Genomic DNA, 25,607 nt, shown 5'->3' with positions numbered 1-25,607 from the left:
GAATTAAATATATACAAAACACAACATTTGAAAATGAAAATAACCACAACCCTAAGTCTTGTATTTCTATTTTTCGGATATACGCATTTCTACACTCAAAACACCGATACCAAGGTCGTTCACAAAAGAACTTATACAAAAAAAGAAGAGTTGAATACGGGTACTACCAACCAAAATATAAAACCCGAAAGAACCTACGCAACCAAGCCCATAAAAGCAGAATTGGCAGATAAGAAAGATAAAGACTTGGGGCCGAAAACAAACAACGAACCGAGCATTATCGAAAGAATTGAAAAAAAAGACAGTCCAAAAAAATCAGAGTCGTCCTTTTGGTCTTGGCTATTTGGAAAAAAATCGTCACAAAAAACATCCGTTTCAAAAAATAGTACAAACAAAAAATATAAGAACCGTACCATCTACACCGGCCCAAATGGTGGACGATACTACATCAACAAAAACGGAAATAAAACCTATATCCACTAAAAAATGAAAAAAACCATACTTCTTCTATTTGCAACCATAAGTTTTGAAATGTCGGCACAGACAGAGTTGGTCTTTGTTTTTTTTAAAGATAAACCCAATAAAGCCGCATTCTACGCCAATCCTTTGTCCGAACTTACACAAAAGTCCCTAAACCGTCGATTGGCTCTAGGCATTTCGCTAAACGATCAAGATGCTCCTATTGAGCCTTCTTATATTCAGAATATTCAGAATTTAGGATTTACCGTTACCGATTATTCTAAATGGTTAAATGGAGTTGCCGTAAACGCTACAGCAGCAGAAAAGGTTGTATTACAAAGCCAAACTTTTGTACAATCGGTGGAAAGTTTTGCAAAAAATACGAATCCTTCAACTAAAAATTCCACATTCAACAAATGGGAAAATACCAACAAAGCCTCATTAATCAATTTTAATTATGGGAATGGCTTAGCACAGATTGACCAAATTAATCTTAGAAACCTGCATTTGTCCGGATACACAGGCAACGGAACCACAATTGCTGTTATAGACACCGGTTTTCCGCAAGTTGATAGCGGGACACCGTTTTCCAGATTGTGGACCAACAACAAAATAAAAGGCGGCTACAATTTTATTTCGAAAAATACTGACATTTACAATACCAACCTCTATGCACACGGCACTGTGGTTTTAGGAGCCATAGGCGGTTATATCGACGGAACTTTTGTAGGGTCTGCTCCAGATGCCGATTTTTATCTGTACGCAACCGAAAGTTATAACCAAGAAATCCCAGAAGAACAACTCTATTGGATAGAAGCCGCGGAAGAAGCCGATAGAAAAGGTGTGGACATCATCACCACTTCTTTGGGCTACAATGTTTTTGACGACCCGAGATACAATTTGCAATACAGTGACATGAACGGTACTACTTCTTTTATTGCCAGAGGTGCACAAATTGCTACAGAAAAAGGAATTTTTGTATTGGCAGCTGCAGGAAATGCCGGTCAGCAAAGCTGGCATTACATCATGACACCGGCGGACAATGCAAAGGTTTTCACCATTGGTGCTGTGGATAACTTGGGAGTTTCCTCTAATTTTTCATCATTTGGTCCCAATTCTTTAGGAATTGTAAAACCGGATGCCAGTGCCAGAGGTACAGCTACGGCTTCTGTAAACGGAACGGGTGCAACCACATCCAGCGGAACCTCTCTTGCAACACCGGTTGCAGCTGGTGGAGTGGCTTGTCTAATACAAGCATTCCCCAATATGAACCGTGATCTTATGAGAACAAAATTGAGAGAAACCGCTTCGTTATTTCCAAATTATACCAACCAAATTGGATATGGTATCTTGAATTTCGGATTGTTACTGAACACCTTGAGTGCCGAAGAATTTTCAGTAAAAACTCCAGTTACCGTCTATCCAAATCCGGCCCATGAAACGGTAAACATCAACAGTGATTTAACTCCCGATAAGGTAGAAATCTACGATCAGCTTGGAAGATTAATATTGAAAAATGAAAATGAAAAGTCTATAAATATACATTCTTTAGACAATGGCATCTATTATTTAAAAATTTTCATAAACCAAGACTTTACCATTAAGAAGTTCATCAAAAAAAATTAAATTATTTTGAAAACCATCTATTAATGGTTATTTTAGCACCGTTGTACAAATCGAACACAAAGATAATGAGCGCAAATTCTATATTCAAAATTGCATTGGTACCCATTTTATTGGCCTTATTTCTATATGCACTTCAGATTATTTTCGGGTGGTTATCCGAAGCCGATAACAATTCTGTTATTCTGGGTGTTGTTTCACTGAGTTTACTTTTTGTTTCAACATATTTCATCATCAAAAAAATATATTTTACAAATGAATAAAAACAAAATCAGCCTAGCTATTGGCGGAGCGTTAAGTTTTATAATGCTAATTATTGTACTCACCTGTACCGAAAGAATTGATGCAGGACACGAAGGTCTTTTGGTAAAAATGTACGGATCCGACAAAGGGGTGCAAGATGTAGCGTTGGTTACAGGTCGCGTTTGGTATAACCCACTTACAGAACAGGTTTTCGAGGTGCCAACTTATGTTCAGACCATTAATTATCAACCCTTTACCGTGAATGCCAAAGACGGATCGGTATTTACTGTAGATCCCACCATGTCTCTGAAAGTTATAGATGGACAATCGCCTAAAATATTTAAAAAGTACAGAAAAAACATTGACGAAGTATTACAAAACACTTTGGTTAACCACATTAAAGATGTATATAGAATTGAATTCAACAAGTACACAACCGATTCCATCATCAGTCGTAGAGAAGCTTTTGAAAACGGGGTTCAAGATAAAATGAATAAATTTTTGGAGAAAGAAGGTTTTGCCATGGAGCAATTGACCTCCGGAATACAATATCCAGATGCCATTACCAAAGCCATTAATGCAAAAAATGCAGCGATACAAGAAGCACAACGAGTGGAAAACGAATTAAAAGTTGCTGAGGCCAATGCTAAAAAACTTATCGTACAAGCTGAAGCAGAGGCTAAAGCCAACGAACTAAGAAAACAATCGCTTAACAATTTACTTATCCAACAACAATTTATTGAAAAATGGGACGGCAAAACCGCTATTTACGGCAACGCTCCTTCCTTCTTCAAATCAGTTGATTAACACCTAAAAAATCACTTCGTTGGAAGTGATTTTTTTTATCAATAATACAAATTGTTTTTTATTGAAATATAAAAACATAAATTTATCCTCTAAAAAATAGATATGCTCAATTTTGAATTTAAAAATCCTACCAAAATTATTTTTGGAAAAGGAGAAATCCATAAACTATCCAAAGAGATCCCTCAAAATGCTAAAATATTAATGCTTTATGGCGGTGGAAGTATAAAATCCAACGGCATCTACGACCAAGTAAAATCGGCACTTTCAGACTTTGATTTGTCCGAATTTGGAGGCATACCTGCCAATCCAGAATATTCTGTTTTATTGGATGCCCTGAAGGTGATCCAGGAGAAAAACATCGATTATCTTTTGGCAGTTGGCGGTGGTTCTGTAATTGATGGAACTAAATTTTTAGCGGCTGCTTCAAAATACGATGGAGATGAACCTTGGGATATTTTAACCCAAAAAATTAGATTTTTTGAAGGCGATGCTTTGCCTTTCGCAACGGTGCTTACACTCCCCGCAACAGGTTCTGAAATGAATTCGGGTTATGTCATTTCCAGAAGAGAAACCAAAGAAAAACTTTCCAGTGGTGGCCCAGGATTATTTCCTCAATTTTCTATTATGGATCCGGAAGTCATTCGCAGCATTCCGAAAAAACAAATTGCCAACGGAATTGCCGATGCCTACTCTCATGTCTTGGAACAATACATGACCTATCCAACCGCTGCCACATTACAAGAAAGAATTATGGAGAGCATTATGATTACCCTGCAAGAAGTTGCTCCTAAAGTTTTGGCAGATGAATTTGATTACGATGCTGCAGCCAATTTTATGTGGTGTTGCACCATGGCTCTCAACGGTTTGATCAGCAAAGGGGTACCTACAGATTGGGCGGTACATTCGATGGGACACGAGTTGACAGCACTCTTTGGTATAGATCATGCCAGAACTTTAGCAATAATTGCTCCGTCGCATTATCGTTTCAATATGGAAAATAAAATAGGAAAACTTTGTCAGTACGCAGATAGAGTTTGGAATATCTCTGGGGAAAATGCAAAAGAAAAAGCAGAATTTGGAATTAAAAAAATGGAAGAATTTTTCCAAGGAATGGGCATTCCTACCCGATTATCGGGCTATGTTGAAGAATATGAAGGAACTGCTGAAAAAATTCAACAATCGTTTACCGAAAGAAATTGGATCTTGGGCGAAAGGAAAAACATCGGCCCCGATGAGGTTTTGGAAATTGTAAAAATGAGTTACTAAAATTTAAAAATCCCGGATCGTCTAAGTTGATCCGGGATTTTTTTATTTCTTTTTATTTACAGCGGTTTCGTCTATCCAACGATCCTTGTTGTTGGAGTCTAAAAGGTACAGGATATCGTCTTGTTTGGTCAAGAGCATCACTTTGGTGATGGGAACGGCTATTTTTTTCCCTTCCAACTTATCAAAACGAAGCGAAACTACATTTTTTCCGGTTTTCACAACATCCCCTGAAAAGACATTGGATGAGCTATCGCCACGGGATTTATCATCAAAAACTTCTACAAAATTGGCATTTTTTCCTTTGATGATGATGAACATTCTCTCGGTATGATCATCAAATTCTTTGATCTGAATAAATTTTTTATCATCAAAATTAACATTGTCCACTTTTTGGTTAATGCCTTTTTGAGTTTCTAATTTATCCAAAATAGCGTTCAGCGTTCCGTACTGAGCTTTGAAGCCCATGACAGAGGCTCCAAAAACAAGAGTGTAAATTATTTTTTTCATTTTTTATGTGTTTTAAAAGATGGACTGATAAGCAAAACTTACCAGTCCAAAAGTGTTAAAAAATTCATTCAATTTTACAAGTTCCCTCTTCTTTCTTGTTCTTTTTCCAAGGCTTCGAAAAGAGCTTTGAAATTACCTGCTCCAAAGCTTTGCGCTCCGTGTCTTTCGATAATTTCATAGAATAATGTTGGTCTGTCTTCTACGGGTTTAGTAAAGATTTGTAGCAGATAACCTTCTTCATCGCAATCAATTAGGATTCCTAAATCTTGCAATTTCTTAATATCTTCGTCAATATGACCTACTCTTTCCGGCACCATATTGTAATACGCTTCTGGTGGTGCAGAAAGGAATTCGACCCCTCTTGCTTTAAGTTCTGTAACCGTTTTGATGATGTCTTTGGTGGCCACCGCAATGTGTTGTACACCTTCGCCTTCATAAAAATCCAAATATTCTTCTACCTGAGATTTTTTCTTACCTTCAGCAGGTTCGTTAATTGGGAATTTGGCATAACCGTTACCGTTAGACATTACTTTGGACATCAAAGCAGAGTATTCTGTGTTGATCTGCTTGTCATCAAAGCTAAGGATGTTTACAAATCCCATTACATCTTCGTACCATTTCACAACCGGCAACATTCTGTCCCAATCTACATTTCCTACGCAATGATCTACATACAAAAGACCAACATCGGATGGGTTGTAGTCGCTTTCCCATTTCTCATAACCCGGCATGAAAGCACCCGTATAATTTTTTCTTTCGATAAACATGTGTACGGTTTCTCCGTAAGTGTAAACCCCTGACATTCTAACTTCTCCAAATTCGTCGGTAAGGGTTTTAGGCTCCATGTATGGTTTTCCACCTCTTTTAGTGGTTTCTTCAAACGCTTTGTAGGCATCATCTACCCAAAGAGCAAGGATTTTTACACCGTCGCCGTGTTTTCTTTGGTGTTCGCAAATGGGAGAGTCTGAGTTAAGACCGGAAGTTAATACCAACCTGATCTTTCCTTGTTGCAAAACATAAGACGCTCTGTCTCTAACTCCGGTTTCTGGTCCTGCGTAGGCTACGGATTGAAAACCAAAAGCCGTTTTATAATAATGTGCGGATTGCTTAGCATTTCCTACATAAAACTCAATATAATCGGTACCGTTAATGGGCAAAAAATTTTCTGCCTGTGCGATTTTCTCTGCAAATGTGAGTGTTGACATTTTTATTTTTTAGATTATTGTTTCTGTATTATTTTTTACAAATATATTAAAACTATACAAATAACAATCTACCAATCGTACAATTTACTATTGAGTTAAGGAAATATTTATTAAGATGAAAATGTCTTATTTTTTATTTACAACGGGAAGTATTTCATTTTTGTTAAGTCCAAATCGTTTAATATCTTCATCTGCAAATCGTTGTGAATAGAACAAGGCTTGTGCTTCAAAACCCACTTCGGACAATCTATCGAAATAGTCCATTCCGTACCATCTGACATGATCGTATTGTCCAAAATGTTTTTGTCTTTCTTTGGGGTCAATAATGGAAAAGTCTTCGTAAGTTTTCTCTAATGAATTTTTCATGGGAACCTGAAAAATACCCCAACCACCCGGTTTCATCACTCGGAAAAGTTCGGACATGGCTTTTCTATCGTCCGCAATATGCTCCAAGACATGGTTACAAATGACCACATCAAAACTTTCACTGGCAAAAGGCAGATCTAAAATATCGGCTTTTACATCGACAATTGGAGAGTACAGATCGGCAGAAGTATAATCCAAATTGGACATTTTCCTGAATCTTTTTAGAAATTCCTGTTCGGGTGCGATGTGCAAAACCTTTAAATTTTTGATGAAAAAATCGGTTTCATTCTGAAGGTACAACCACATTTGACGGTGCCTTTCCAAACTTAAAGTCCCGGGAGACAGTGCATTTTCTCTTTGCTTTCCGTATCCGTAGGGTAAAAATTTACGATAGGATTTTCCATCAATAGGATCGGTAAATTGATCTCCTTTATAATATTGATAAAGAACAGGACGAATCCAAAGACTAAATTTTATTAGTAAAGGTCTTGGTATGACATTCAGGGCAATCTGAGTGATTTTTTTTTTCACTTTTTGAATTTAAAAAAGATACGGTTCAAAAATAAAAATTTCTGAACCGTATCTTGACTATTTTTTAAAAAATTTTAAAAATCTTGGGTAAATGGTTTTTCCTCGTCACTTACTATACCCAATGCATCGTAAATATACTGGAATGTAGAAAGCAAAACCGGCTTCCCGTTGATGATGGCAACATCGTGTTCAAAATGAGCCGAAGGCGAGTTGTCTTTAGAAGTTACTGTCCATCCATCGTCATGAAATTTCACCTCATGAGTACCAAGATTGATCATGGGTTCAATGGCCAAAGCAATGCCGTCTTTTAAGACTTTACCACTTCCTTTTCTTCCATAATTCGGAACTTGTGGATCTTCGTGCATTTTTTTACCCAAACCGTGTCCCACCAATTCTCTTACAACCCCATAACCGTGGGCTTCGCAATAAGTTTGTATCGCATTGGAGATGTCTCCAACTCTTTTACCTCGCACACATTGCTCTATCCCTTTGTATAAGGATTCTTTGGTTATTTGCAATAATTTTTTTGTTTCGGCAGCCACTTCTCCCACCTCGAAAGAGTAGGCATGATCTCCGTAGAAACCATTCATATAAACCCCACAATCCACAGAAAGGATATCGCCTTCTTGCAGTGGTTGGTTGTTTGGGATGCCGTGTACCACTTCGGCATTTGGAGAGATGCACAAAGAGTTTGGAAAGCCGTACATTCCTAAAAATGCAGGTTCGCCACCGTGATCTTTGATGTAATCGTGTGCCAATTTATCCAACTGTAAAGTGGTGACACCGGGCTGAATAATTTTAGCAATCTCTCCTAAAGTTTTAGAAACCAATTGTGCAGATTGACGCATCAGTCGGAGTTCTTCTATTGTTTTTAGTTGTATCATACTGTATATAAAAATTGAGAAAAAACTACCAGAAAAGTCCCTTTTTCTTTTCTTTTTTTAATTTTGAATAGGCCAGAACTTCTTTTCCATCTACTCTAAATTCAATTTTATCGTTGATGATGTTATAGATTTCGCCCCAACCTGGAAAGCCGCCCAAGTTTCTATCATCAATGAACAAATCGGCATCGATCTTTCTGGATTGAGTTTCTGAGTCGAAAATTTCTCCTTCAAAACTGGAGTTAACCGCATAAAAATCGATTCCGTTTTTTGAGCAGAACTCAACGGCTTCTTCTAAAGATCTTCCGTGTCTATAGGTCCACAGAATAAGTCTATACCCTTCTGCTTGTAGTTTTTTTAAGGTTTCGAATGCGAATATTTTGGGTTTACCAATTCCAGGATACGCATCATCTACGATGGTTCCATCAAAATCGATAGCTAATTTTTTATTGCTTTTGATCATGTTTGTATTTTAAAAAACGATGCAAAGATAAAATTTTAAATTGTTAGAAAACTACTTGACCGTTGTAAATCTAAAAAAGCTGCTTTATAAAAAATATAAAACAGCCCTTCGTTAATAAAATATTTAAGGAGTTTAGTTGAAATCTACATGTTCATTAACCACATTTTGAACTGCCACAGTTTTTACAAATCAAGCATCCTTCTTGGTAGATGACTTGGTCGGTGCCACAATTGGAACATTTTTGACCATTGGCTTCGGTTCCGTCGGGGATATATCGTTTCAAAGCACGAGCTACACCGGCCTTCCAAGTGTTGATGGACTCGGAGTCCAGTTCCATTTGGTTCACCAGATCTACTACTTTTTCTATGGACATCCCGTGTCTTAAAGTTCCGGAAATCAATTTGGCATAGTTCCAAAATTCTGGACTAAACTTATGAGAAAGTCCTTCGATGGTGGTTTTATAGCCTTTGATGTTTTTGAATTGGAAATCGTATCTGGATAGTCCGTTTTCATCTTTATTTTTTATGATCAGACCTTCATTCACCCATCTTGGTAATAATATACCTTCGTCATCATCGGCCAAACCGGTAAAGATTTCGTACGGTTTTCCATCAATCAAACCTACAAAAGCTACCCATTTGTCTTTATTATTTTGAAATCGAACCACATCGGCCTCCAAAATCTGAGGTCTTTTTGTTGGAAAATGAGAAAGAATTTCTTCAGTTTTCTCTTCTTTTTTATCATCTGCTGCCACCAAAACTCCAGCTCGAGAGCCGTCACGATAGACCGTAACTCCTTTACAACCAGACTCCCAAGCTTTTACATAAAGTTGATTGACCAATTCTTCCGTTGCTTCGTTCGGTATGTTGATGGTTACAGAAATGGAATGATCGACCCATTTTTGGATTTCGCCTTGCATTTGCACTTTACTGAGCCAATCGATATCGTTGGAAGTGGCTTTATAATATGGAGACTGAGCGATAAGTTCTTGAATTTCTTCATTGGTGTAATTTTTCTCGGTATCCAGTTCATTCGCCTTCATCCAAGTTTTGAAATGGTGGTGAAAAACGATGTATTCTTCCCAAGAATCTCCCACTTCGTCAACAAAATCAACACGAACATCTTTGTCGTTCGGATTAACTTTTCTTCTTCTTTTATAAACCGGAAGAAAAACCGGCTCAATACCGGAAGTTGTTTGCGACATCAGGCTCGTACTCCCTGTTGGTGCAATGGTAAGTAAGGCAATATTTCTGCGTCCGTAGATTTTCATTTGCTCATACAAATCGGCATCGGCAGCCTTTAGCCTAAGCATGAACGGGTTATTCTCCTCTCTTTTAGCATCAAAAATTTCGAATGCGCCTCTTTCTTTGGCCAAAACCACAGACGATCGGTAGCACGCCAAAGCCATATTTTTATGTACTAAAACTGAAAAATCCGTAGCCGCTTGGCTTCCGTATTGCAAACCTAAAGCCGCCAACATATCGCCTTCTGCAGTGATGCCCACACCGGTACGACGGCCTTGCAAGGTTTTTTTCTGAATTTTTTCCCAAAGATGTTTTTCCGTATGTTTTATTTCTTGATCTTCAGGATCCGAATTTATTTTTTGCAAAATGGCATCAATTTTTTCCATTTCAAGATCGATGATGTCGTCCATCATTCTTTGTGCGATTGCAGCATGTTTTTTGAACAATTCAAAATTGAATTTTGCTTCTTTGGTAAATGGATTTTCAACATACGAGTACAAATTAAGAGCAATTAATCGGCACGAATCGTACGGACAAAGCGGAATCTCGCCACAAGGATTGGTAGAAACCGTCTCGAAGCCCAAGTCGGCATAACAATCCGGTAGGGATTCTTTGACAATGGTATCCCAAAACAGAATGCCAGGTTCGGCAGATTTCCAAGCGTTATGTACAATTTTATTCCAAATATTATGAGCCTGAACGGTTTTTGTAAATTTGGGTTTAGCGCTGTGGATAGGGTATTTCTGAAGATATTCTGAGTTGTTTTTAACCGCTTGCATAAAATCGTCATCAATCCTTACCGAAACATTGGCCCCTGTTACTTTTCCTTGCTCCAATTTGGCATCGATAAAATCTTCGGCATCAGGATGATTGATGGAAACGGAAAGCATCAAAGCACCCCGTCTTCCGTCTTGGGCAACCTCACGAGTCGAGTTGGAATACCTTTCCATAAACGGTACCAAACCGGTAGAAGTGAGTGCAGAATTTTTCACTGCCGAACCTTTTGGTCGGATAAAAGACAGGTCGTGTCCCACACCACCTCTTCTTTTCATGAGCTGCACTTGCTCTTCGTCAATTTTCATGATGCTTCCGTAAGAATCGCTATCCGAACCGTTTCCTATCACAAAACAATTGGACAAAGAGGCAATTTGAAAATGATTTCCAATTCCCGTCATCGGACTGCCTTGAGGAATGATGTATTTGAAATCTTTGATCAAATCAAACAAGTCATTTTCAGTCAGTGGGTTGGGATATTTTTTCTCTATTCTTGCGATTTCTGACGCAATACGGCGATGCATATCGTCCGGAGTTTTCTCATAAAGATTACCATCCGAATCCTTCAAAGCATATTTGGTAACCCAAACTTTTGCAGCCAAATCGTCGCCTTTGAAATATTCTAAAGTTGCATCATTAGCTTCTTTAGATGTGTATGTTGTTGTTTTTCTTTCCATTGTAGAAATTTCCATATCCAAAATTTTATGGATTAAAGGTAAATAAATTTCTCAAATAGAAAAATGATTTTTACATTATTTGTAAACTTTTATAGAAATGAAAAACATTAACTAACTCATTCGTAATTATTTAACATTAAAAATTTGTAAACTTTTATGAAAATAAGTTATCCACAATTACAAAATTTGAAAATTCTGAACTTCATCCAACTTTGGAAACAAGTCCTTGGAGATGAATTTTTTATCGCGACAATCCACCTCTTTCCAACCTTTCTTTTTCCCACAATCACCAACCTCTACCACCACAGGTACAAATGTAATTTCGTCCTGTCCCTCCAAAATTTGCTCTTTATACTGAACAGCAATATCCAAAACGCAAGGATAATTGGTATCCAATTTCACATTCCTATATATAATGTCGTAATGATCTTCTTTATTTTCTGGAATTTCCAAATATTTCTCCCAACCGTCCATACTGCCAGCCAGATCAGCAATCGCCACCAACCCTTCATACAACGCAATTGTAAAACATTTCCTTGTCCCTTTCCTAAGATAGTCCTCAGGAAAATGCCCACCCTCATACAAGACCGTAGGCAAACCCATTTTTGTAAAATTATCACCTGTTGAAGTTGGATAAAACTCATCGTTGTATCTCGCAATTTGGCTTGGAATTTCAAGCTTCATCTTTTCAACAATTCTAGAAATTACAGCCATTGCTTTTTTCCTGGTATCCGTCAATGTCCGATCAACATCCTCAGCCGGAGCCAAAAAAGATAGAGTAGCAGGATAAACCCCATCCGACGAGAACAGCGTTCGTTGCTCATGCAAATTAAGTGCATAATCATAATTCCCATTCTCTGCTACATCCTTCAGATACGGAAATTCTTTACTGGACAGCATATTATAATCTCTATTCAAGTCAATATTTAGAGCATTTCTCCTGGTCCAAACCTGTGAACCATCAGGATTAAGCATAAAAATAAAATCCAATTGAATTTTCGACCACAGATCTTCAGCCAATCCTTCAGAATATTTAAAAGATTCTAACAGATCCAGCATTGCATGCGTAGCATTGGACTCATTCCCATGCATCTGCGACCACGCCAACACTTTGGTACCACCACTCCCAAATCGCGCCATATAAATATTCCTTCCCTGAGTCGAAGTACCAATTAGGGAAATACAATCGCTGAGATTCTCCTGTAGAAATTTTTCAAGCTTACAGTAAGGAATATAGCGGTTAGGGAAATTAGGATTTGAACAGTAATTGAGTTGAAAATTTGACATCGTTAAAATTTACATTTCTCAAATATAATCCAAAACATTCAATCTGACTAACAAATCATACTATTCACATTTGTTAACTCATTAAACAAGACAGATTGTCATAATGTCTGTTGGTAATTTTGTGGATTGAATTATTTTTATTTTATTTTGCTATATTGTTAAAAATCAAATAGTTACATATTTTACTTCATAAAAGACTTTAACATTGCTTTAAGTAAATTTTTTGTATTTTCTCCCATTTATTGAAACTTTTTTTAAACATTATTTTTGAAGTTATTTCTGGTTGTAAAATCCTATTTACATCTGTTAAATTCTGTGTTTTTAAAAGTCAATTTTATTATATTTGACAAAAATTTTTTCAATGACAAACGAAGTACTTTTTCTTCTCGGATTCATCGTGTTTATCGGCGTTATTCTCGCAATGGATTTGGGCTTATTCCACAAAAAAAATCAAGATGTTTCTCTGAAGCAGGCTGGACTGATGAGTTTCTTAATGGTTGCTTTAGCCATGACATTTTACTTTATAATCACACAATACGGTCACCTCATTCATGGCATAAACAGTCTTGAAACATTGCAAACCGTGATCAACAAGCACCACCACCCTATCCGCATTATCGGTACCGATTTTAATGAAAACATTGTGAGGTATAACTACAACCTGGGAATGGAATTTTTAACCGGTTATATTGTAGAATATGCGCTTTCAGTAGATAATATTTTTGTAATCATGCTCATATTCACCTCATTTAGAGTGGATAAGTACAATTACCATCCGGTCTTATTTTGGGGAATTTTAGGAGCCATATTGATGCGTTTTGTCTTCATTTTTGTTGGAGCAGCATTGATCACCAAATTTGGATGGATCTTATATGTATTTGGTGCATTCCTGATCTATACAGGGGTTAAGATGTATTTGGAAAGAAATAAACACGAAGAAATCGATATACAACACCACCCTGTTGTTCGGTTGGCCAATAAATATTTTAAGATTCACAGCCATTTTGTAGAGGATAAATTTTTTGTTGTGGTAAACGGAATTAAGAAAATGACTCCTTTATTTTTAGTACTTATCATTGTCGAATTTACCGATCTTATCTTTGCTGTAGATTCTATCCCCGCAATATTTTCGGTTACTCACGATCCGTACATCGTTTTCTTTTCCAATATTTTTGCGATTATGGGACTTAGATCCATGTTCTTCTTATTGGCCAGTGTAGTGGATAAATTAAGATTCTTAAAAATAGGATTGGCTGCATTATTGGTGTTTATCGGTATCAAAATGCTGGCCCATCATTATTTAGAAGAAATGGGCTTCAAAACGAGTCATTCTTTACTGATTATCGTCTTTATACTGGGGCTTAGCGTTATAACTTCTTTGTTATTTCCAGAGAGAAAAAAAGAAAGAAAATTGCATCCACAGCAGGACGAGAAAAAGAATTTTCCGAGACATTAACAAGTATTCTTTAATGCGAATTATTCTTTAATACGATAGAAGCTCAGCCGAATTGGCTGAGTTTTTTTTGAATTATATCCATCAAACGATAGTATCTGAAATAAAATACGAAGCGTTTAGATCTAACTTTATTGGATCATAATGCTTCAGATTATGACTTACAAACCGTAAAAAAAAGCACTTTACAAATGTATATTATACTTTATGAAAATTATGATAAACAAAAAATTACACGAATAAATTGTAATCCACAAACTTAATGTTAATAAGTATAACACACTATAAATGTATACCATACGAGGTTATCAACGATGAGGATAATCCTTTATTCACAATAATAATCAATATAAACCTCTTTCGTGTGGAAAAACAACGGAAAATATGAATTTTATGGTCAGAATTCGTAAGTTATTAACATTTTGACATATAATAATTTGTATATTAGATAGTTACATCAATTTTACACTTGTAACTAACTAAAGAAGATGCTAGTTTACATTTGTTGGTTCTTACTTAAAAATCTTTTGTTACATTTGTAAATGTAATTACAATGTTAAACCATGACTCTGAACGAAAGAATTTCAAAAATTATCGAGTACTCACAGTTTAGTCTTTCAGAATTTGCTGACGAAATTGATGTGCAAAGATCATCCATCTCTCACATTACTTCGGGAAGAAATAAACCTTCACTTGATTTTTTAATTAAAGTAAAAGATCGCTTTCCGGAATTGCAATGGGATTGGTTAATTAAAAATGAAGGTGAAATGTTGGCTTCAGAAAAAAATGAAGCTGAAGAAAATGCAAAATTAAGTACAACTTCCCTACCCGATTTATTCACACTGATTGATGATGACATCTACGGTAAAACGGAAAGTGAAGATCGTATCCTAAAAGAAGTACCTCGAGATTTGAATACAGATGTACTTTTATCAAATAAATTTGAAACAGCCGATTCTCAGCGATTAGAAAACAAAGAAAAATATCAAGATATTCAAAAAACTGAAAATCAGGATGTTAGAATTAAAAAGATTGTAATCTTTTATGAAAATGGAAAATTTGAAAGTTATGAGCCTTAAATTAAATTGATGTTAATCTTTTTCTTCTGAACTGGTAAAAATTGAGTTTAAAATAGAAGTAAAAAATGACAATGCAATTGAGAAAATAAATGCCCACCAAAAACCATCAACATTCATTTCAGAAACAAAATAATCGGCCATTAAAATAATAACGGCATTGATGACCAAGGAGAAAAATCCTAAAGTAATGATGGTTAATGGAAAGCCGATAATTTTGAATATGGGTTTTACAAATCCATTAAGCAAGGACAAAACAATTGCAAAAATGATTGCTGTTGCAAAGTTATCAAAATGAACTCCTGACAAAAATTTTGTTAAGCCAAAAGCAACTGCAGCTGTAATAATAAGTCGGATAATAAAATTCATATCTTGTGTTTTATTTGAACTTAAAAGTATTTTCAGGAAGCACCTTATTGATTTCTATTTTATTAAAAATCATTACAAAATCTCCATCTTTTTTTGGACTAAAACTTTCAATTCTAAAGGGGAAAAATAGATTTCCAACTTTCTTATAATCAGAATATTGTAGAGTTTCGTCCTTTTTAATTTCTTTTAATAATCTATAATTTTGAGCATCAAAATAATAGATTGTCTTATTCACATTCTTCGTTAGTTCGACCTTAAAGCAATCTACATTTTCTACTTTTTCTTTGCCCAATAATTCTGCTACAAAGCCCTTATTTTCCCAATCAATAAAATCATTATCAAAACTTTCTGGTAAATAATCTTTATAAACTTCCAATTTATTGGTTGCATAATTCATACCATAACCTTGTTTTCCATCATAACCGGCAGTTGGAATTTCTTTTTTGTTAATGACGATAATGGTTTTTGTTAGGTTGGGTCTTTCTTGGTAAATTTTTATGGGATATTCATCGTTCACCCCCAAAACAACCTTACCTTGTAATTGCACGGAGTTCAACAACTTCCAATGCGTTAAGCCTCCAGATAGTTCGATATTTTTTCCGATAATTTCTTTTGCTGTTTGGCTGAAAAATAAAGATGAGAATATAAATAATAATGAAAATATCAATAGTTTCTTCATGAAATAATTTCGTTTAATCGGATTCAAATTTAACAAATTATTTTTTATTAATTTCTATGATAATCATCATTTTTTTTCTACATTAGGCATCAAAATTTATCTATGAAGAAAATCTATATCTTACTATTTATCAATCTGTTATCAATTTACATTTCTGCACAAACAACCAAAAATGTTCTTTTTTTGGGAAATAGTTATACAGAAGTAAACAATTTGCCCAATTTGGTTAAAAATATGGCCATTTCTGTTGGAAATACGGTCAATTTTGATTCCAATACTCCTGGCGGACATACCCTACAAGGACATTGGGGAAATGGTATTTCGAAATCAAAAATCGAACAGGGAAATTGGGATTTTGTCGTTCTTCAGGAGCAAAGTCAAATTCCTTCTTTTCCGGATAACTATGTGAATAATAACATGTTTCCTTATGCAAAAAAACTGGATTCATTGATTAATAAAAACAATCCTTGCGCAGAAACTATTTTTTATATGACTTGGGGAAGAAAAAATGGAGATGCAGGCAACTGCGCAGCCAACCCTGTAGTTTGCACTTATCAAGGAATGGACAATGCTATAAAAACGCGTTATGAAATGATGGCTCTTCAAAACAACGGCATTGTGTCTCCTGTTGGAGCAGTTTGGAGGTACATCAGAAACAATTATCCAAACATCGAATTGTATTCTTCAGACGAAAGCCACCCTTCACTTGCCGGTTCGTATGCGGCTGCTTGTGCGTTTTATACCGTTATTTTTAGAGAAAATCCAAGTCTTATTCCCTATACGGCTAACTTGGATCCTACAACGGCATCACAAATTCGTGAGGCTGCAAAAACGGTTGTTTTCGATCAATTATTGACTTGGAATGTGGGAAAATACGATCTTAATTCAAATTTTTCTTCATCTGTAGATGCCAATAATCCACAAAACATTCAATTTTATGCTGATTATCCCTACAGTGGAGTTCAGTTTTTATGGAATTTTGGAGATGGACAAAGTTCAACTGATAAAAATCCGCTTCATAACTTTAACAGCCCCGGGATATTTCCTGTAGAACTGAAGGTGTCCAGATGTGGAAAAACTTCTGTAAAAACCATGAACATTACCGTTAACAGCTTGAAAACTGAAGAAATAGCAAATCCAGAATTGAGTATATATCCCAATCCTGTTAAAGATTTTATCCAAATAAAAAATGGAAAAAACATAGATAATTTTGAAATTTTCGATGCAAGTGGAAGACTAATCATTCAAAATAAATTAAATAATAACACCATTAAAATAGATGAATTAAATCCTGGAAACTACTTTTTACAATTGAAAGATCGAAATCAGAAGATTATTTTATCAAGCAAATTCATAAAAGAATAGAAAATCCTTTGTGAATTTAATATTAAAAAGCCTTGCAAAAATCAATTTGCAAAGCTTTTTTTTATAGATTTTCAATAATTTTTTTGGCTTTTTCCAAATCCTCCGGGACATCAATACCAACACCAACAAAATCGGTTTTTATCATTTTGATTTTCATTCCGTTTTCCAGGTATCGTATGCATTCTATCTTTTCTAATTTTTCCAAAGGAGTCATTTCTAACTTAGAAAATTTGAGTAATGCTTCTTTTCTAAAGGCATAAACACCAATATGCTTATAATACTCTGCTTGCAACGAAGTTTCTCTATGATACGGAATTACAGAACGGCTAAAATAAAGTGCAAATCCCTGTAAGTCAGTAATAACCTTAACATTATTGGGATTTTCAACTTCTTCTTTTTCATGAAGTTTAATTTTTAAAGAAGCCAAAGAAATTTCTTTCTTATCATCCGTTTCAAAAACCTCCATCAATTGTTTTAGAGGTTCTGTTTTCAGGAAAGGTTCGTCTCCTTGTACATTTACAACAATATCACAATCAATACTTTGCACTGATTCAGCTATTCGATCACTCCCGGTTTCGTGTTCGCCTGTCATCACAACATTTCCCCCGATATTTTTAATTTCGTCAAAGATAATTTCGGAATCTGTTGCTACAAAAACATCAGAAAAAAGCCCTGTTTCCAACACATTTTTATAGGTTGTTGCAATAACTGTTTTACCGCCAAGTTCTTGCATCAACTTACCCGGAAATCGACTGGCATTGTATCGAGCAGGAATTACCGCAATGATTTTCATCAACAAAATTATTTTAAATTATTTAAAGCGGCTTCCAATTTTGGCAAACAATCCAATATTTCATCGATGGAAAGTCCTCCAACAGAAGCTCTGAACCAAGGTTGAGTTTTGGTATCCCCAAAAGATGAGAACGGAACCAAGGCAATCCCACCTTCGTTAATCAAGTAGAAAACCAAATCTGATGATGTTTCAATTTTGCTACCATCCGGTTTTGTTTTTCCAACATAATCCAATTGTATGGTAAGGTACAAAGCTCCCATCGGAACTATGCTGTCCACCGCTAATCCTTTGGCTTTTAGATCCTGAATGCCGTTGTGTAAAGTAACCAAACTTTTCTGAAGCTTGCCTTTGAAATCGTTAACGAAAGTGTCAACGGCATCTTTATTTTCATAAAATTTAGCCGTAGCTTCTTGTTCCGGTTTGGGTGCCCAAGCTCCAATATGGGTATTAAGAGCTTTCATACGATCCATAATGTGTTTTGGACCAAATGTCCATCCCACTCTCACACCTGTTGCAGCAAGACATTTAGAAATACCCTCGATGTAGATGGTATATTCCTTCATTTCCGGAAACAAAGAAACCGGATCGTGATGAACGGCATCAAAAGTTAAGTTGCTGTAAATCTGATCGTACATCAAATACAGAGGTTTTTCATCCTCACCTCTTTTTTTGTTTTCCTCTAAAATCATTTCGCAAATTTCTGAAAGTTGATCTTTGGTAAACATGGTTCCTGTCGGATTGAGAGGCGAACAAAGCGAAATAAGCACTGCACCTTCGATATGCGGACGAATATCGTTTGCTGTTGGCAAGAAATTATTTTCCGGAGTGGTGGCTATTTCTACACCATTGGCACCCGTCAGATAACAATAATGGTTGTTGTTCCACGATGGAATGGGGAAAATCACTTTATCGCCTTCATCCACTATTACTTTGTAAGTTGCATAGATTAAGGGTCTGGATCCTGCGGTTATCAAGATATCGTCTGGAGAATAATCCAAATTCCAGCGGGATTTTAAGTCTTTGGACACCGCTTTTCTAAGGGTCAAAAGTCCATTGGCTGGTGGATAATTGGTCAAATTATTTTGATACGCCTTTTGGATTTCCTCTTTCAACAAAGTTGGAATCGGATAGAGATTAGAGTCGAGGTCGCCAATGGTTAGATTGGCAATTTGAGCGCCTTTTGCCTTCATGTCATTGACTTCGTTACCGATTTTTACGATTTCGGAGCCAACGAGATGGGCTGCTAATTTTGAAACTTTCACTTTTATATAGATTTATTAATTATTCTGAAAAAAAGACCATGTATTTTTATCGATCTTGTTCAATACAAATGGTGTAATAAGGCTTGTAAAAGCTAAAATAAAAATCATTGTATTTTGATCTAAAAACTTAAAAACAATAACAAAGATACCGGATAAGAAACCAAGAATTTTCATCCAATTTTTACTGTATTTTGTTGTATTTGAAAGATAACAAATGCCTATTACAACAAACATTGCTGAGGCTATGGAGTTTTTCGTTTCATCGGAATAGTCGATAAACCAAGTTGAAAGTTTGCCTCCAAAAACCAAACACAACATGACAAGCATGATCCAATTCAAATAATTCAATCGTTGAATATTCATAAAATGATTTCCTTTTTTAAAGGGTTAAAGATAAAAAAATCAGTAGAAAAATTTTTATTTTTTACTGTTAAAATTCAACTGTAATTTTCTGTTTTTAATGAAAAAAATTCTTTTATCTTCAACGAAAATACTGTTGATAATACAAATGGAAAAGTTAACGGAATCCACTGGAACTGAATGAAAATATAAGAAATCAGCATTGAAATTACCGTAGAAAAGGCAATCCAAGCAAAATTCCATTTTTTATCGTTCATCAAAGCGATGGTACACAAAACCACATTGTACCCCAACAATCCTTGTTGAAAATCGATGGTATTGGAAAAAAATTTCCACGATAAAACTGCTGCTACGGTTGAGAAAACCAAACTGTACACAGCCGATTTCGGAGAATTCACGACAATTCCCAATAAAAATAAAGCTCCTGCCCCCAAATGATTCTGAAAAATCACCTGCCCAAAATCCCTCAAAATAAACGAATAAAAATCTAATTTTTCTACACTTGTGGTCGTTGTAACGCTTATCAATTCGGGGAGAAAATGATTGCAAAAAAACAAAATTCCCCAAGTGACCAGAACAAAAGGTAAAGTATAAACGCTTATTTTTCTTTGGTTAAAAAAATTCTGAATCCATGCAGAGAAAAAATTTCCTACAACCATCAAAAGCCAAGCAACCCACTCATTTTTAAGAAATATCAGCAACGCAACACCCACCAAAGCAGCTGAAAATCCATAGAGTCCGGCTTCTGTTTCTTGAGAATTAAATTTCAAAATTTTTGCGGTTAAAGTACCCACAACCACGGACAACAGTGCCGCAAATCCCATTGGGACCGAACCTACAAATATTCCTATCAAAAATAAAAGCCCGGTTATGGGATTATTTTGTAACATGATTTGTCCAAGACCTCTTAAACAGCTTTCGAAAAATTTTGGGAGTAATGAATTCATGATTAATTTAATAACCTTCAAATATAAATTAAAAAAATAAGGCTTCACGATGGTAAAGCCTTATTAAATTGGTATTAAAGATGAAGATTTTCTTTTACTTTTTCTATTTTTTGATTCAGGACAAATACTTTGTGTGTGAAATCCCTTTCGGAATCTACCGTATCTTTTACTGAAATGTAAAATTTAATTTTCGGTTCGGTTCCCGAAGGTCGGATGCAGATTTTTGTTCCGTCTTCGGTATAATAAATCAATACATTGGATTTTGGAATGTCGTCCATTACCAGAGTTTCATTATTTTTTACCAAAGTCTTCGTTTGCAATTTATAATCTTTGATAATGGAAATTGGAGAACCAGACACTTCTTTTGGTGGGTTTTCTCGGAAATCTTTCATCATTTGTTCAATCTCTTCCGCTCCAGAACGACCTTTTCTTACCACATTTACAAGTCCTTCATAGTACATTCCTAAGTCTTTGTAAATATCGATCATGTACTGAAATATCGAGCTTCCGTTGGCCTTACATACCGCTGCAATCTCGCAAGCTAAAAGTATGGAACCACAAGAATCTTTATCTCTTACAAAATCTCCGGTCATAAAGCCAAAGCTTTCCTCGCCACCACAGATAAATTTCTGAGTTCCTTCAGCCTCGCGGATCATTTTCCCAATCCATTTGAAACCGGTAAGACCAACCTTGCATTCGATACCGAATTTTTCGGCAATATCATAGAAAATATCTGAAGTTACGATGGTGGATCCGATGAACTCATTTCCGGATAATTTTCCTGCTTTTTTCCATTGCTCCAACATATAATAGGTAAGGATGGTATTGGTTTGGTTACCGTTTAGCAATTGAATTTCGCCTTCCAAATTTCTCACTGCAATCCCTAATCTATCGCCATCCGGGTCGGTTCCTATGACAATATCGGCATTGGTAATGTTGGCAAGATCCATCGCCATGGAAAGCGCTGCAGGTTCTTCAGGATTGGGAGATTCCACGGTTGGGAAGTTTCCGCTTGGGATCATTTGTTCGGTTACAAAATCTACTTTTTTGAATCCTGCTTTCTCCAATGCTCGTGGAATGGTCGTATATGTTGTCCCGTGAATGGAGGTAAAAACGATGTTTACATTGTCCCTCCCCACATTTTGATACAGAGAATTTTCCATACAAGCATCGATATAGACCTCGTCTTGGGTTTCGTCTATCCATTCGATAAGCTCGTCGTTTCCGTCAAATTTTATTTGATCAAAAGGTGTTGCATAGACCTCTCGGATGATGTTTTCGTCGTGTGGAGGTACAACCTGCGCTCCATCATTCCAATACACTTTGTAACCGTTGTATTCCGGTGGATTGTGTGATGCGGTAAGTACAATTCCTGCGTTGCATTTTTTGTCACGCACCGTGAACGATAATTCCGGAGTTGGTCTGTGGTTTTTGAAAAGCAAAACCCCTATTCCGTTTGCGGTAAGAACATCTGCACAAAGTTTTCCAAATTCTTTTGAATTTTTTCTAACATCGTATGCAATGGCAACATTTATGGATTCGCCAGAGAATTGTTGCAACAAATAATTGGCAAGACCTTGTGTGGCTTGTCCAAGGGTGTATTTGTTGAGCCTGTTGGTGCCAACACCCATAATACCGCGCATTCCACCGGTTCCGAATTCCAATTCTCGGTAAAAGGCATCTTCTAAATCGGAGTTGTTGCTGTCGATTAATTTTCTTACTTTGTCTCTGGTTTCAGCATCAAAAGTATCACTGAGCCAAAGTTGTGCTTTTTCTATGGTCTTCATGTTTTTTATTGAGGTTAAAAGTCCAAAAATAAGGTATTAAAATTGAATACCAAATACCTATTTAATTCTAAAAATTAAGGTTGAATTTTATTTTTGACTTTGGTTGTTTTATCCTTTTTTATAGTTAATGCCGGCGAGTTGTAGTATAGCAATTGTGCATTATTAAGCAAATTTCCTTTAATTTCTTGGTCAACACCGATTTCTGCATACGAATTTTTATTCGCTTGCAGATCCAAGATTTCTACTTTCCAAAACGGAGCAATAATACTTGCTGAATCTGTAAGTTTGAATGTCGCTTCGTCACTAAATCCCTTGATGTTGGCTAAAGCATGATTGTTCATTTCAACCAGAGCCTTCTTCGTTCTTATAGCTCCAATAAATTTAGCCGACTTGTTAATTTTCAACTTAAAATCTTCTGCCTTAATCTCTGAAGAACCGTTAAATTCAACTGAATCTGAAATAGAAATATGCTGAATGTCTTTTTGGGAATAGAGGGTTAAGTTATAGAAATCCACTCCTTTTACACCTCTTTTTTCATGGATTTTCAAAACATGATCAGAAACAGAAATGTCCAAATTATCCATCAGGTTGGGATAGGTTTCCAGCTCTATTCTGGTTTTGGGATCTTTAACATAAAACACTCTGAATTTGCCCTGAAGATCAACAGCTGAAAAATCAGAAACTTCTACAGTTTTGGTTTCTATCTTCCCTTTTGGAGAGATTTTTCCGCAAGAAAACAAGAGTGATGAGGCGATGAAAAGAAATAAATAATCTATGGTTTTCATTGGGATTCTTGTTTAAATAACTTCTTCTACAAGATAATTTTTATGACCTCTGTTGGTGCGGATGATGAGTTCGCCCAAGAAACCTGCAACAAAAAGCAATGTTCCTAAAATCATCAGTGTAAGAGAGATGAAAAACCAAGGGTTTTCAGCAATCATATTTCCGTAGATGTGGTGTATATAAACATCTATAAGTTTGGAAATCCCCAGCCAAAGTGCCGATAGAAACCCCAAAATAAACATCACCGTTCCCACAGCTCCAAAAAAATGCATGGGTCTTCCGCCAAATTTACTCACAAACCAAAGCGTGATCAGGTCCAGAAAACCTCGAATAAATCTTTCGGCTCCGAATTTCGAAGTTCCGTAAGGTCTGGCTTGGTGTTGTACGGGTTTTTCAGTAATTTTTTTGAACCCTGCATTGGCTGCCAAAACCGGAATCCATCGATGAAGATCGCCGTAGATGTCCACCGATTTTACCACTTGTTTTCGGTAGGCTTTTAATCCACAATTGAAGTCGTTGAGTTGAACTCCAGAGAGATTTCTTGCAGCCGCATTGAAGAGTTTGGACGGTAAATTTTTAGTCATCACATTGTCCATTCTTTTCTTTTTCCAGCCAGACACCAAATCGTATCCGTCTTGAGCGATCATTTTGTAGAGTTCCGGAATTTCTTCTGGAAAGTCCTGCAAATCAGCATCCATGGTAATGACCACCTCTCCTTTTGTTCGTTCAAAAGCAGCGTGTAAGGCTTGAGATTTTCCATAATTTCTGGAAAATTTTATCCCATGAACATTGGGATTTTGAGTTTTTAACATCTCGATGATGCTCCAAGAAGAATCGGTACTACCGTCATCAACAAACCAGATTTCATAGTGGATCTGATGGTTTTTGCAAACCGTATCGATTCTAGAATAGAGTTCGTTTAGGCTTTGTTCTTCATTCAACAAAGGGACAACAACGGATAGATGTAGGATATTGTTCAAAATTATTGTTCTTAAAATTACAAATTGGTTTCCGGATTTCTCGTTCTAAAGAACGATCCAAAAAAGAAGGACAAAATAACATAAAAAATAAGGATTGCAGCAAAATATCCGGCAAAAAATTTGAAGTTGAGCATGTCTTTATCCTGAACTTGGTCCGGAGCAAAACCTTTCAATCGGTCTTGGTATTTTTTATCCAAATCTTTTCTTTCGGCATCGTCTTTTACAAAGACCAAGGCATCTTTGTATTCCTTGTCCAACTCCACTTTTTGTCTTTCAACATATTGATGATTGAGTAAATCTTTAGCTTCTGTATCGACAAAATTTAAGAACGCAAATATGCTTAACATGGATAGGCCGCCACCGACAAACATGGGTACAAAAGCTCTTTTGTAGGCTTCTTTAAAACGAACTACAGGGTTGGATTTCCAAAAGCTTCTTACCGAAACGAAGGCCACACCACAGTAAAGTATTGGTAAAATAAATGAATTGACCTTCAATGTTACATCATAATATTGGCTTCCACCAAAAAAATAATAAACAATGAAGAAAATAACCATGGTGATGGCGAAAAGGATAAGTCCAAGATTTACAGGGCTTTTAGTTGTCATAATTTTATTTTAAATTTTCTATTTCCTTTTATACAAAGGCTTTTTTGTTATTTTAAATGAATATTCTCTTTTTTAAATAAATAATTTTCCTATATTTGCACCGGCAAGTCCTAAACAACCAGCTCCTGAGAATCCTCCAGGGTGGGAACGCAGCAAAGGTAATCGGTTGTAGCGGTGTGATTTAGGTAGCTTGCCATTTTTTGTTTCTATTATTCAGATTATTTAGTTCGGCAACGGTTTTTACATGACTCCAATTTTCTCCGGTTTTTATTCGGTGGATTTGCATATCCGAAACGCCAAATTTCTTTGCCAATTCTTTCAAAGTTTTACCTTTAGATAGTCTTTCTTTGATGTACAATACATCCGATTCTGTCAATTTTTGATGTTTCGGAGTTTTTCTTGGAGCATTTTTTCTGTCTGTTATGTAGGTTTTCTTTTTGAAATAAGGTGCTTCTTTGTACCTATTGAAAGCCTCTTCTTTGGACATCCATTCTAGATTCGCTAACTCATTATTCGTTTTTACAAAATCTTTATGTATAACGACTTCATCGGCTTCTCCCTTTCTCAAAAAAAGTTCGGCAATGGCTCTGTGTACCAAGATATGTACATTTGAGGTCCTTTTCTTTTCGGTTTTCTTCGTGTATTCTGACCTTTTTTGTACAATCTCGTCTCTTCTGTCGTTTAGGATCAGCATTCTGGATTCTACGACCTCTTCCGGTAAATCTTGAATGTTTTTAAGCTCTTTAAGTTCTTGCTGTAACAGATTAATTTTCAAGTTAAATTCATCGATTTTATTTTGAATTCTTTTGGGT

At 35.9% G+C, this 25,607-nt stretch carries 25 protein-coding genes, 1 other RNA gene and 1 pseudogene; 9 read left to right on the top strand and 18 right to left on the bottom strand.

Annotated features, from left to right (window positions below):
* The first annotated feature begins 33 nt into the window (after positions 1-33).
* The 5 genes from EIY84_RS08300 to EIY84_RS08280 all read left to right on the top strand — a co-directional run bounded on the left by EIY84_RS08300 (position 34) and on the right by EIY84_RS08280 (position 4,398).
* Complete coding sequence (locus EIY84_RS08300) at positions 34-483, top strand: hypothetical protein (RefSeq protein ID WP_124642106.1); 450 nt, start codon at positions 34-36, stop codon at positions 481-483.
* A 3-nt stretch (positions 484-486) separates the two neighbouring features.
* Positions 487-2,085, top strand: coding sequence for a S8/S53 family peptidase (locus tag EIY84_RS08295; RefSeq protein ID WP_124642104.1), 1,599 nt, complete (start codon positions 487-489; stop codon positions 2,083-2,085).
* A gap of 65 nt (positions 2,086-2,150) precedes the next feature.
* On the top strand, positions 2,151-2,345 hold the full coding sequence (locus tag EIY84_RS08290; RefSeq protein WP_124642102.1) for a hypothetical protein: 195 nt from the start codon (positions 2,151-2,153) through the stop codon (positions 2,343-2,345).
* The gene (locus EIY84_RS08285; protein WP_124642100.1) at positions 2,338-3,132 is read left to right on the top strand and encodes a prohibitin family protein; all 795 of its coding nucleotides are present in this window, start codon (positions 2,338-2,340) and stop codon (positions 3,130-3,132) included. The genes EIY84_RS08290 and EIY84_RS08285 overlap by 8 nt, the downstream gene beginning before the upstream one ends.
* Before the next feature lie 102 nt (positions 3,133-3,234).
* Positions 3,235-4,398 (top strand): iron-containing alcohol dehydrogenase, encoded by a 1,164-nt coding sequence (locus EIY84_RS08280; protein ID WP_124642098.1) that lies wholly within the window; start codon positions 3,235-3,237, stop codon positions 4,396-4,398.
* A gap of 42 nt (positions 4,399-4,440) precedes the next feature.
* Here EIY84_RS08280 and EIY84_RS08275 read toward each other — a convergent pair whose 3' ends face one another.
* The 7 genes from EIY84_RS08275 to EIY84_RS08245 all read right to left on the bottom strand — a co-directional run bounded on the left by EIY84_RS08275 (position 4,441) and on the right by EIY84_RS08245 (position 12,333).
* The gene (locus EIY84_RS08275; protein WP_124642096.1) at positions 4,441-4,905 is read right to left on the bottom strand and encodes a hypothetical protein; all 465 of its coding nucleotides are present in this window, start codon (positions 4,903-4,905) and stop codon (positions 4,441-4,443) included.
* A 74-nt stretch (positions 4,906-4,979) separates the two neighbouring features.
* Positions 4,980-6,110, bottom strand: a complete 1,131-nt coding sequence (gene hppD, locus EIY84_RS08270) for a 4-hydroxyphenylpyruvate dioxygenase (protein ID WP_124642094.1) — start codon at positions 6,108-6,110, stop codon at positions 4,980-4,982.
* A 126-nt stretch (positions 6,111-6,236) separates the two neighbouring features.
* Positions 6,237-7,007, bottom strand: coding sequence for a class I SAM-dependent methyltransferase (locus EIY84_RS08265; RefSeq protein WP_124642092.1), 771 nt, complete (start codon positions 7,005-7,007; stop codon positions 6,237-6,239).
* 74 nt (positions 7,008-7,081) lie between these two features.
* Positions 7,082-7,891 (bottom strand): type I methionyl aminopeptidase, encoded by an 810-nt coding sequence (gene map / locus EIY84_RS08260; RefSeq protein WP_124642091.1) that lies wholly within the window; start codon positions 7,889-7,891, stop codon positions 7,082-7,084.
* 25 nt (positions 7,892-7,916) lie between these two features.
* The gene (locus EIY84_RS08255; RefSeq protein ID WP_124642145.1) at positions 7,917-8,348 is read right to left on the bottom strand and encodes a BT0820 family HAD-type phosphatase; all 432 of its coding nucleotides are present in this window, start codon (positions 8,346-8,348) and stop codon (positions 7,917-7,919) included.
* A 157-nt stretch (positions 8,349-8,505) separates the two neighbouring features.
* Entirely contained in the window at positions 8,506-11,061 is a 2,556-nt protein-coding gene (locus EIY84_RS08250; RefSeq protein WP_124642089.1) for an adenosylcobalamin-dependent ribonucleoside-diphosphate reductase, read from the bottom strand.
* 162 nt (positions 11,062-11,223) lie between these two features.
* On the bottom strand, positions 11,224-12,333 hold the full coding sequence (locus EIY84_RS08245; RefSeq protein WP_124642087.1) for a M14 family zinc carboxypeptidase: 1,110 nt from the start codon (positions 12,331-12,333) through the stop codon (positions 11,224-11,226).
* Between the two features lie 361 nt (positions 12,334-12,694).
* On the opposite strand from EIY84_RS08245, the gene EIY84_RS08240 reads away from it, so the two are divergent.
* A complete protein-coding gene (locus tag EIY84_RS08240) occupies positions 12,695-13,789 on the top strand; it encodes a TerC/Alx family metal homeostasis membrane protein (RefSeq protein ID WP_124642085.1) in 1,095 nt (364 codons plus the stop codon).
* 560 nt (positions 13,790-14,349) lie between these two features.
* Positions 14,350-14,865: a helix-turn-helix domain-containing protein gene (locus EIY84_RS08235; RefSeq protein ID WP_124642083.1), complete on the top strand. Its 516-nt coding sequence runs from the start codon at positions 14,350-14,352 to the stop codon at positions 14,863-14,865.
* Positions 14,866-14,877: 12 nt separating this feature from the next.
* On the opposite strand, the gene EIY84_RS08230 is transcribed toward EIY84_RS08235, so the two are convergent.
* Positions 14,878-15,231, bottom strand: a complete 354-nt coding sequence (locus EIY84_RS08230) for a phage holin family protein (RefSeq protein WP_124642081.1) — start codon at positions 15,229-15,231, stop codon at positions 14,878-14,880.
* A 10-nt stretch (positions 15,232-15,241) separates the two neighbouring features.
* Entirely contained in the window at positions 15,242-15,910 is a 669-nt protein-coding gene (locus tag EIY84_RS08225; protein WP_124642079.1) for an outer membrane lipoprotein-sorting protein, read from the bottom strand.
* Positions 15,911-16,012: 102 nt separating this feature from the next.
* Between EIY84_RS08225 and EIY84_RS08220 the strand changes: the two genes are divergently transcribed.
* On the top strand, positions 16,013-17,275 hold the full coding sequence (locus EIY84_RS08220; RefSeq protein WP_124642077.1) for a T9SS type A sorting domain-containing protein: 1,263 nt from the start codon (positions 16,013-16,015) through the stop codon (positions 17,273-17,275).
* Between the two features lie 61 nt (positions 17,276-17,336).
* Here the strand turns inward: EIY84_RS08220 and kdsB are convergent, their stop codons facing one another.
* The 8 genes from kdsB to EIY84_RS08180 form a co-directional block, all read right to left on the bottom strand.
* The gene (kdsB, locus tag EIY84_RS08215; protein ID WP_124642075.1) at positions 17,337-18,068 is read right to left on the bottom strand and encodes a 3-deoxy-manno-octulosonate cytidylyltransferase; all 732 of its coding nucleotides are present in this window, start codon (positions 18,066-18,068) and stop codon (positions 17,337-17,339) included.
* Positions 18,069-18,076: 8 nt separating this feature from the next.
* Positions 18,077-19,330 (bottom strand): pyridoxal phosphate-dependent aminotransferase, encoded by a 1,254-nt coding sequence (locus tag EIY84_RS08210; RefSeq protein ID WP_124642073.1) that lies wholly within the window; start codon positions 19,328-19,330, stop codon positions 18,077-18,079.
* Positions 19,331-19,345: 15 nt separating this feature from the next.
* The gene (locus EIY84_RS08205) at positions 19,346-19,693 is read right to left on the bottom strand and encodes a hypothetical protein (protein ID WP_124642071.1); all 348 of its coding nucleotides are present in this window, start codon (positions 19,691-19,693) and stop codon (positions 19,346-19,348) included.
* A 74-nt stretch (positions 19,694-19,767) separates the two neighbouring features.
* A complete protein-coding gene (locus tag EIY84_RS08200; protein ID WP_124642069.1) occupies positions 19,768-20,637 on the bottom strand; it encodes an urea transporter in 870 nt (289 codons plus the stop codon).
* Between the two features lie 74 nt (positions 20,638-20,711).
* On the bottom strand, positions 20,712-22,424 hold the full coding sequence (locus EIY84_RS08195) for a phospho-sugar mutase (RefSeq protein ID WP_124642067.1): 1,713 nt from the start codon (positions 22,422-22,424) through the stop codon (positions 20,712-20,714).
* A gap of 74 nt (positions 22,425-22,498) precedes the next feature.
* The gene (locus EIY84_RS08190; RefSeq protein WP_124642065.1) at positions 22,499-23,209 is read right to left on the bottom strand and encodes a head GIN domain-containing protein; all 711 of its coding nucleotides are present in this window, start codon (positions 23,207-23,209) and stop codon (positions 22,499-22,501) included.
* 12 nt (positions 23,210-23,221) lie between these two features.
* Positions 23,222-24,187, bottom strand: coding sequence for a glycosyltransferase family 2 protein (locus EIY84_RS08185; protein WP_124642063.1), 966 nt, complete (start codon positions 24,185-24,187; stop codon positions 23,222-23,224).
* 17 nt (positions 24,188-24,204) lie between these two features.
* Entirely contained in the window at positions 24,205-24,795 is a 591-nt protein-coding gene (locus EIY84_RS08180; protein WP_124642061.1) for a DUF4199 domain-containing protein, read from the bottom strand.
* 101 nt (positions 24,796-24,896) lie between these two features.
* Between EIY84_RS08180 and ffs the strand changes: the two genes are divergently transcribed.
* An RNA gene (gene ffs / locus EIY84_RS08175) (signal recognition particle sRNA small type) lies at positions 24,897-24,994 on the top strand.
* Between the two features lie 285 nt (positions 24,995-25,279).
* On the opposite strand, the pseudogene EIY84_RS11960 reads toward ffs, so the two are convergent.
* Positions 25,280-25,489: pseudogene (locus EIY84_RS11960) on the bottom strand (HNH endonuclease); the annotation flags it as partial.
* Between the last annotated feature and the right edge of the window lie 118 nt (positions 25,490-25,607).

Source organism: Amniculibacterium aquaticum (genome assembly GCF_003852705.1).
Taxonomy (GTDB): Bacteria; Bacteroidota; Bacteroidia; order Flavobacteriales; family Weeksellaceae; genus Amniculibacterium; species Amniculibacterium aquaticum.
This window is presented reverse-complemented; position numbering and strand designations above follow the sequence as displayed.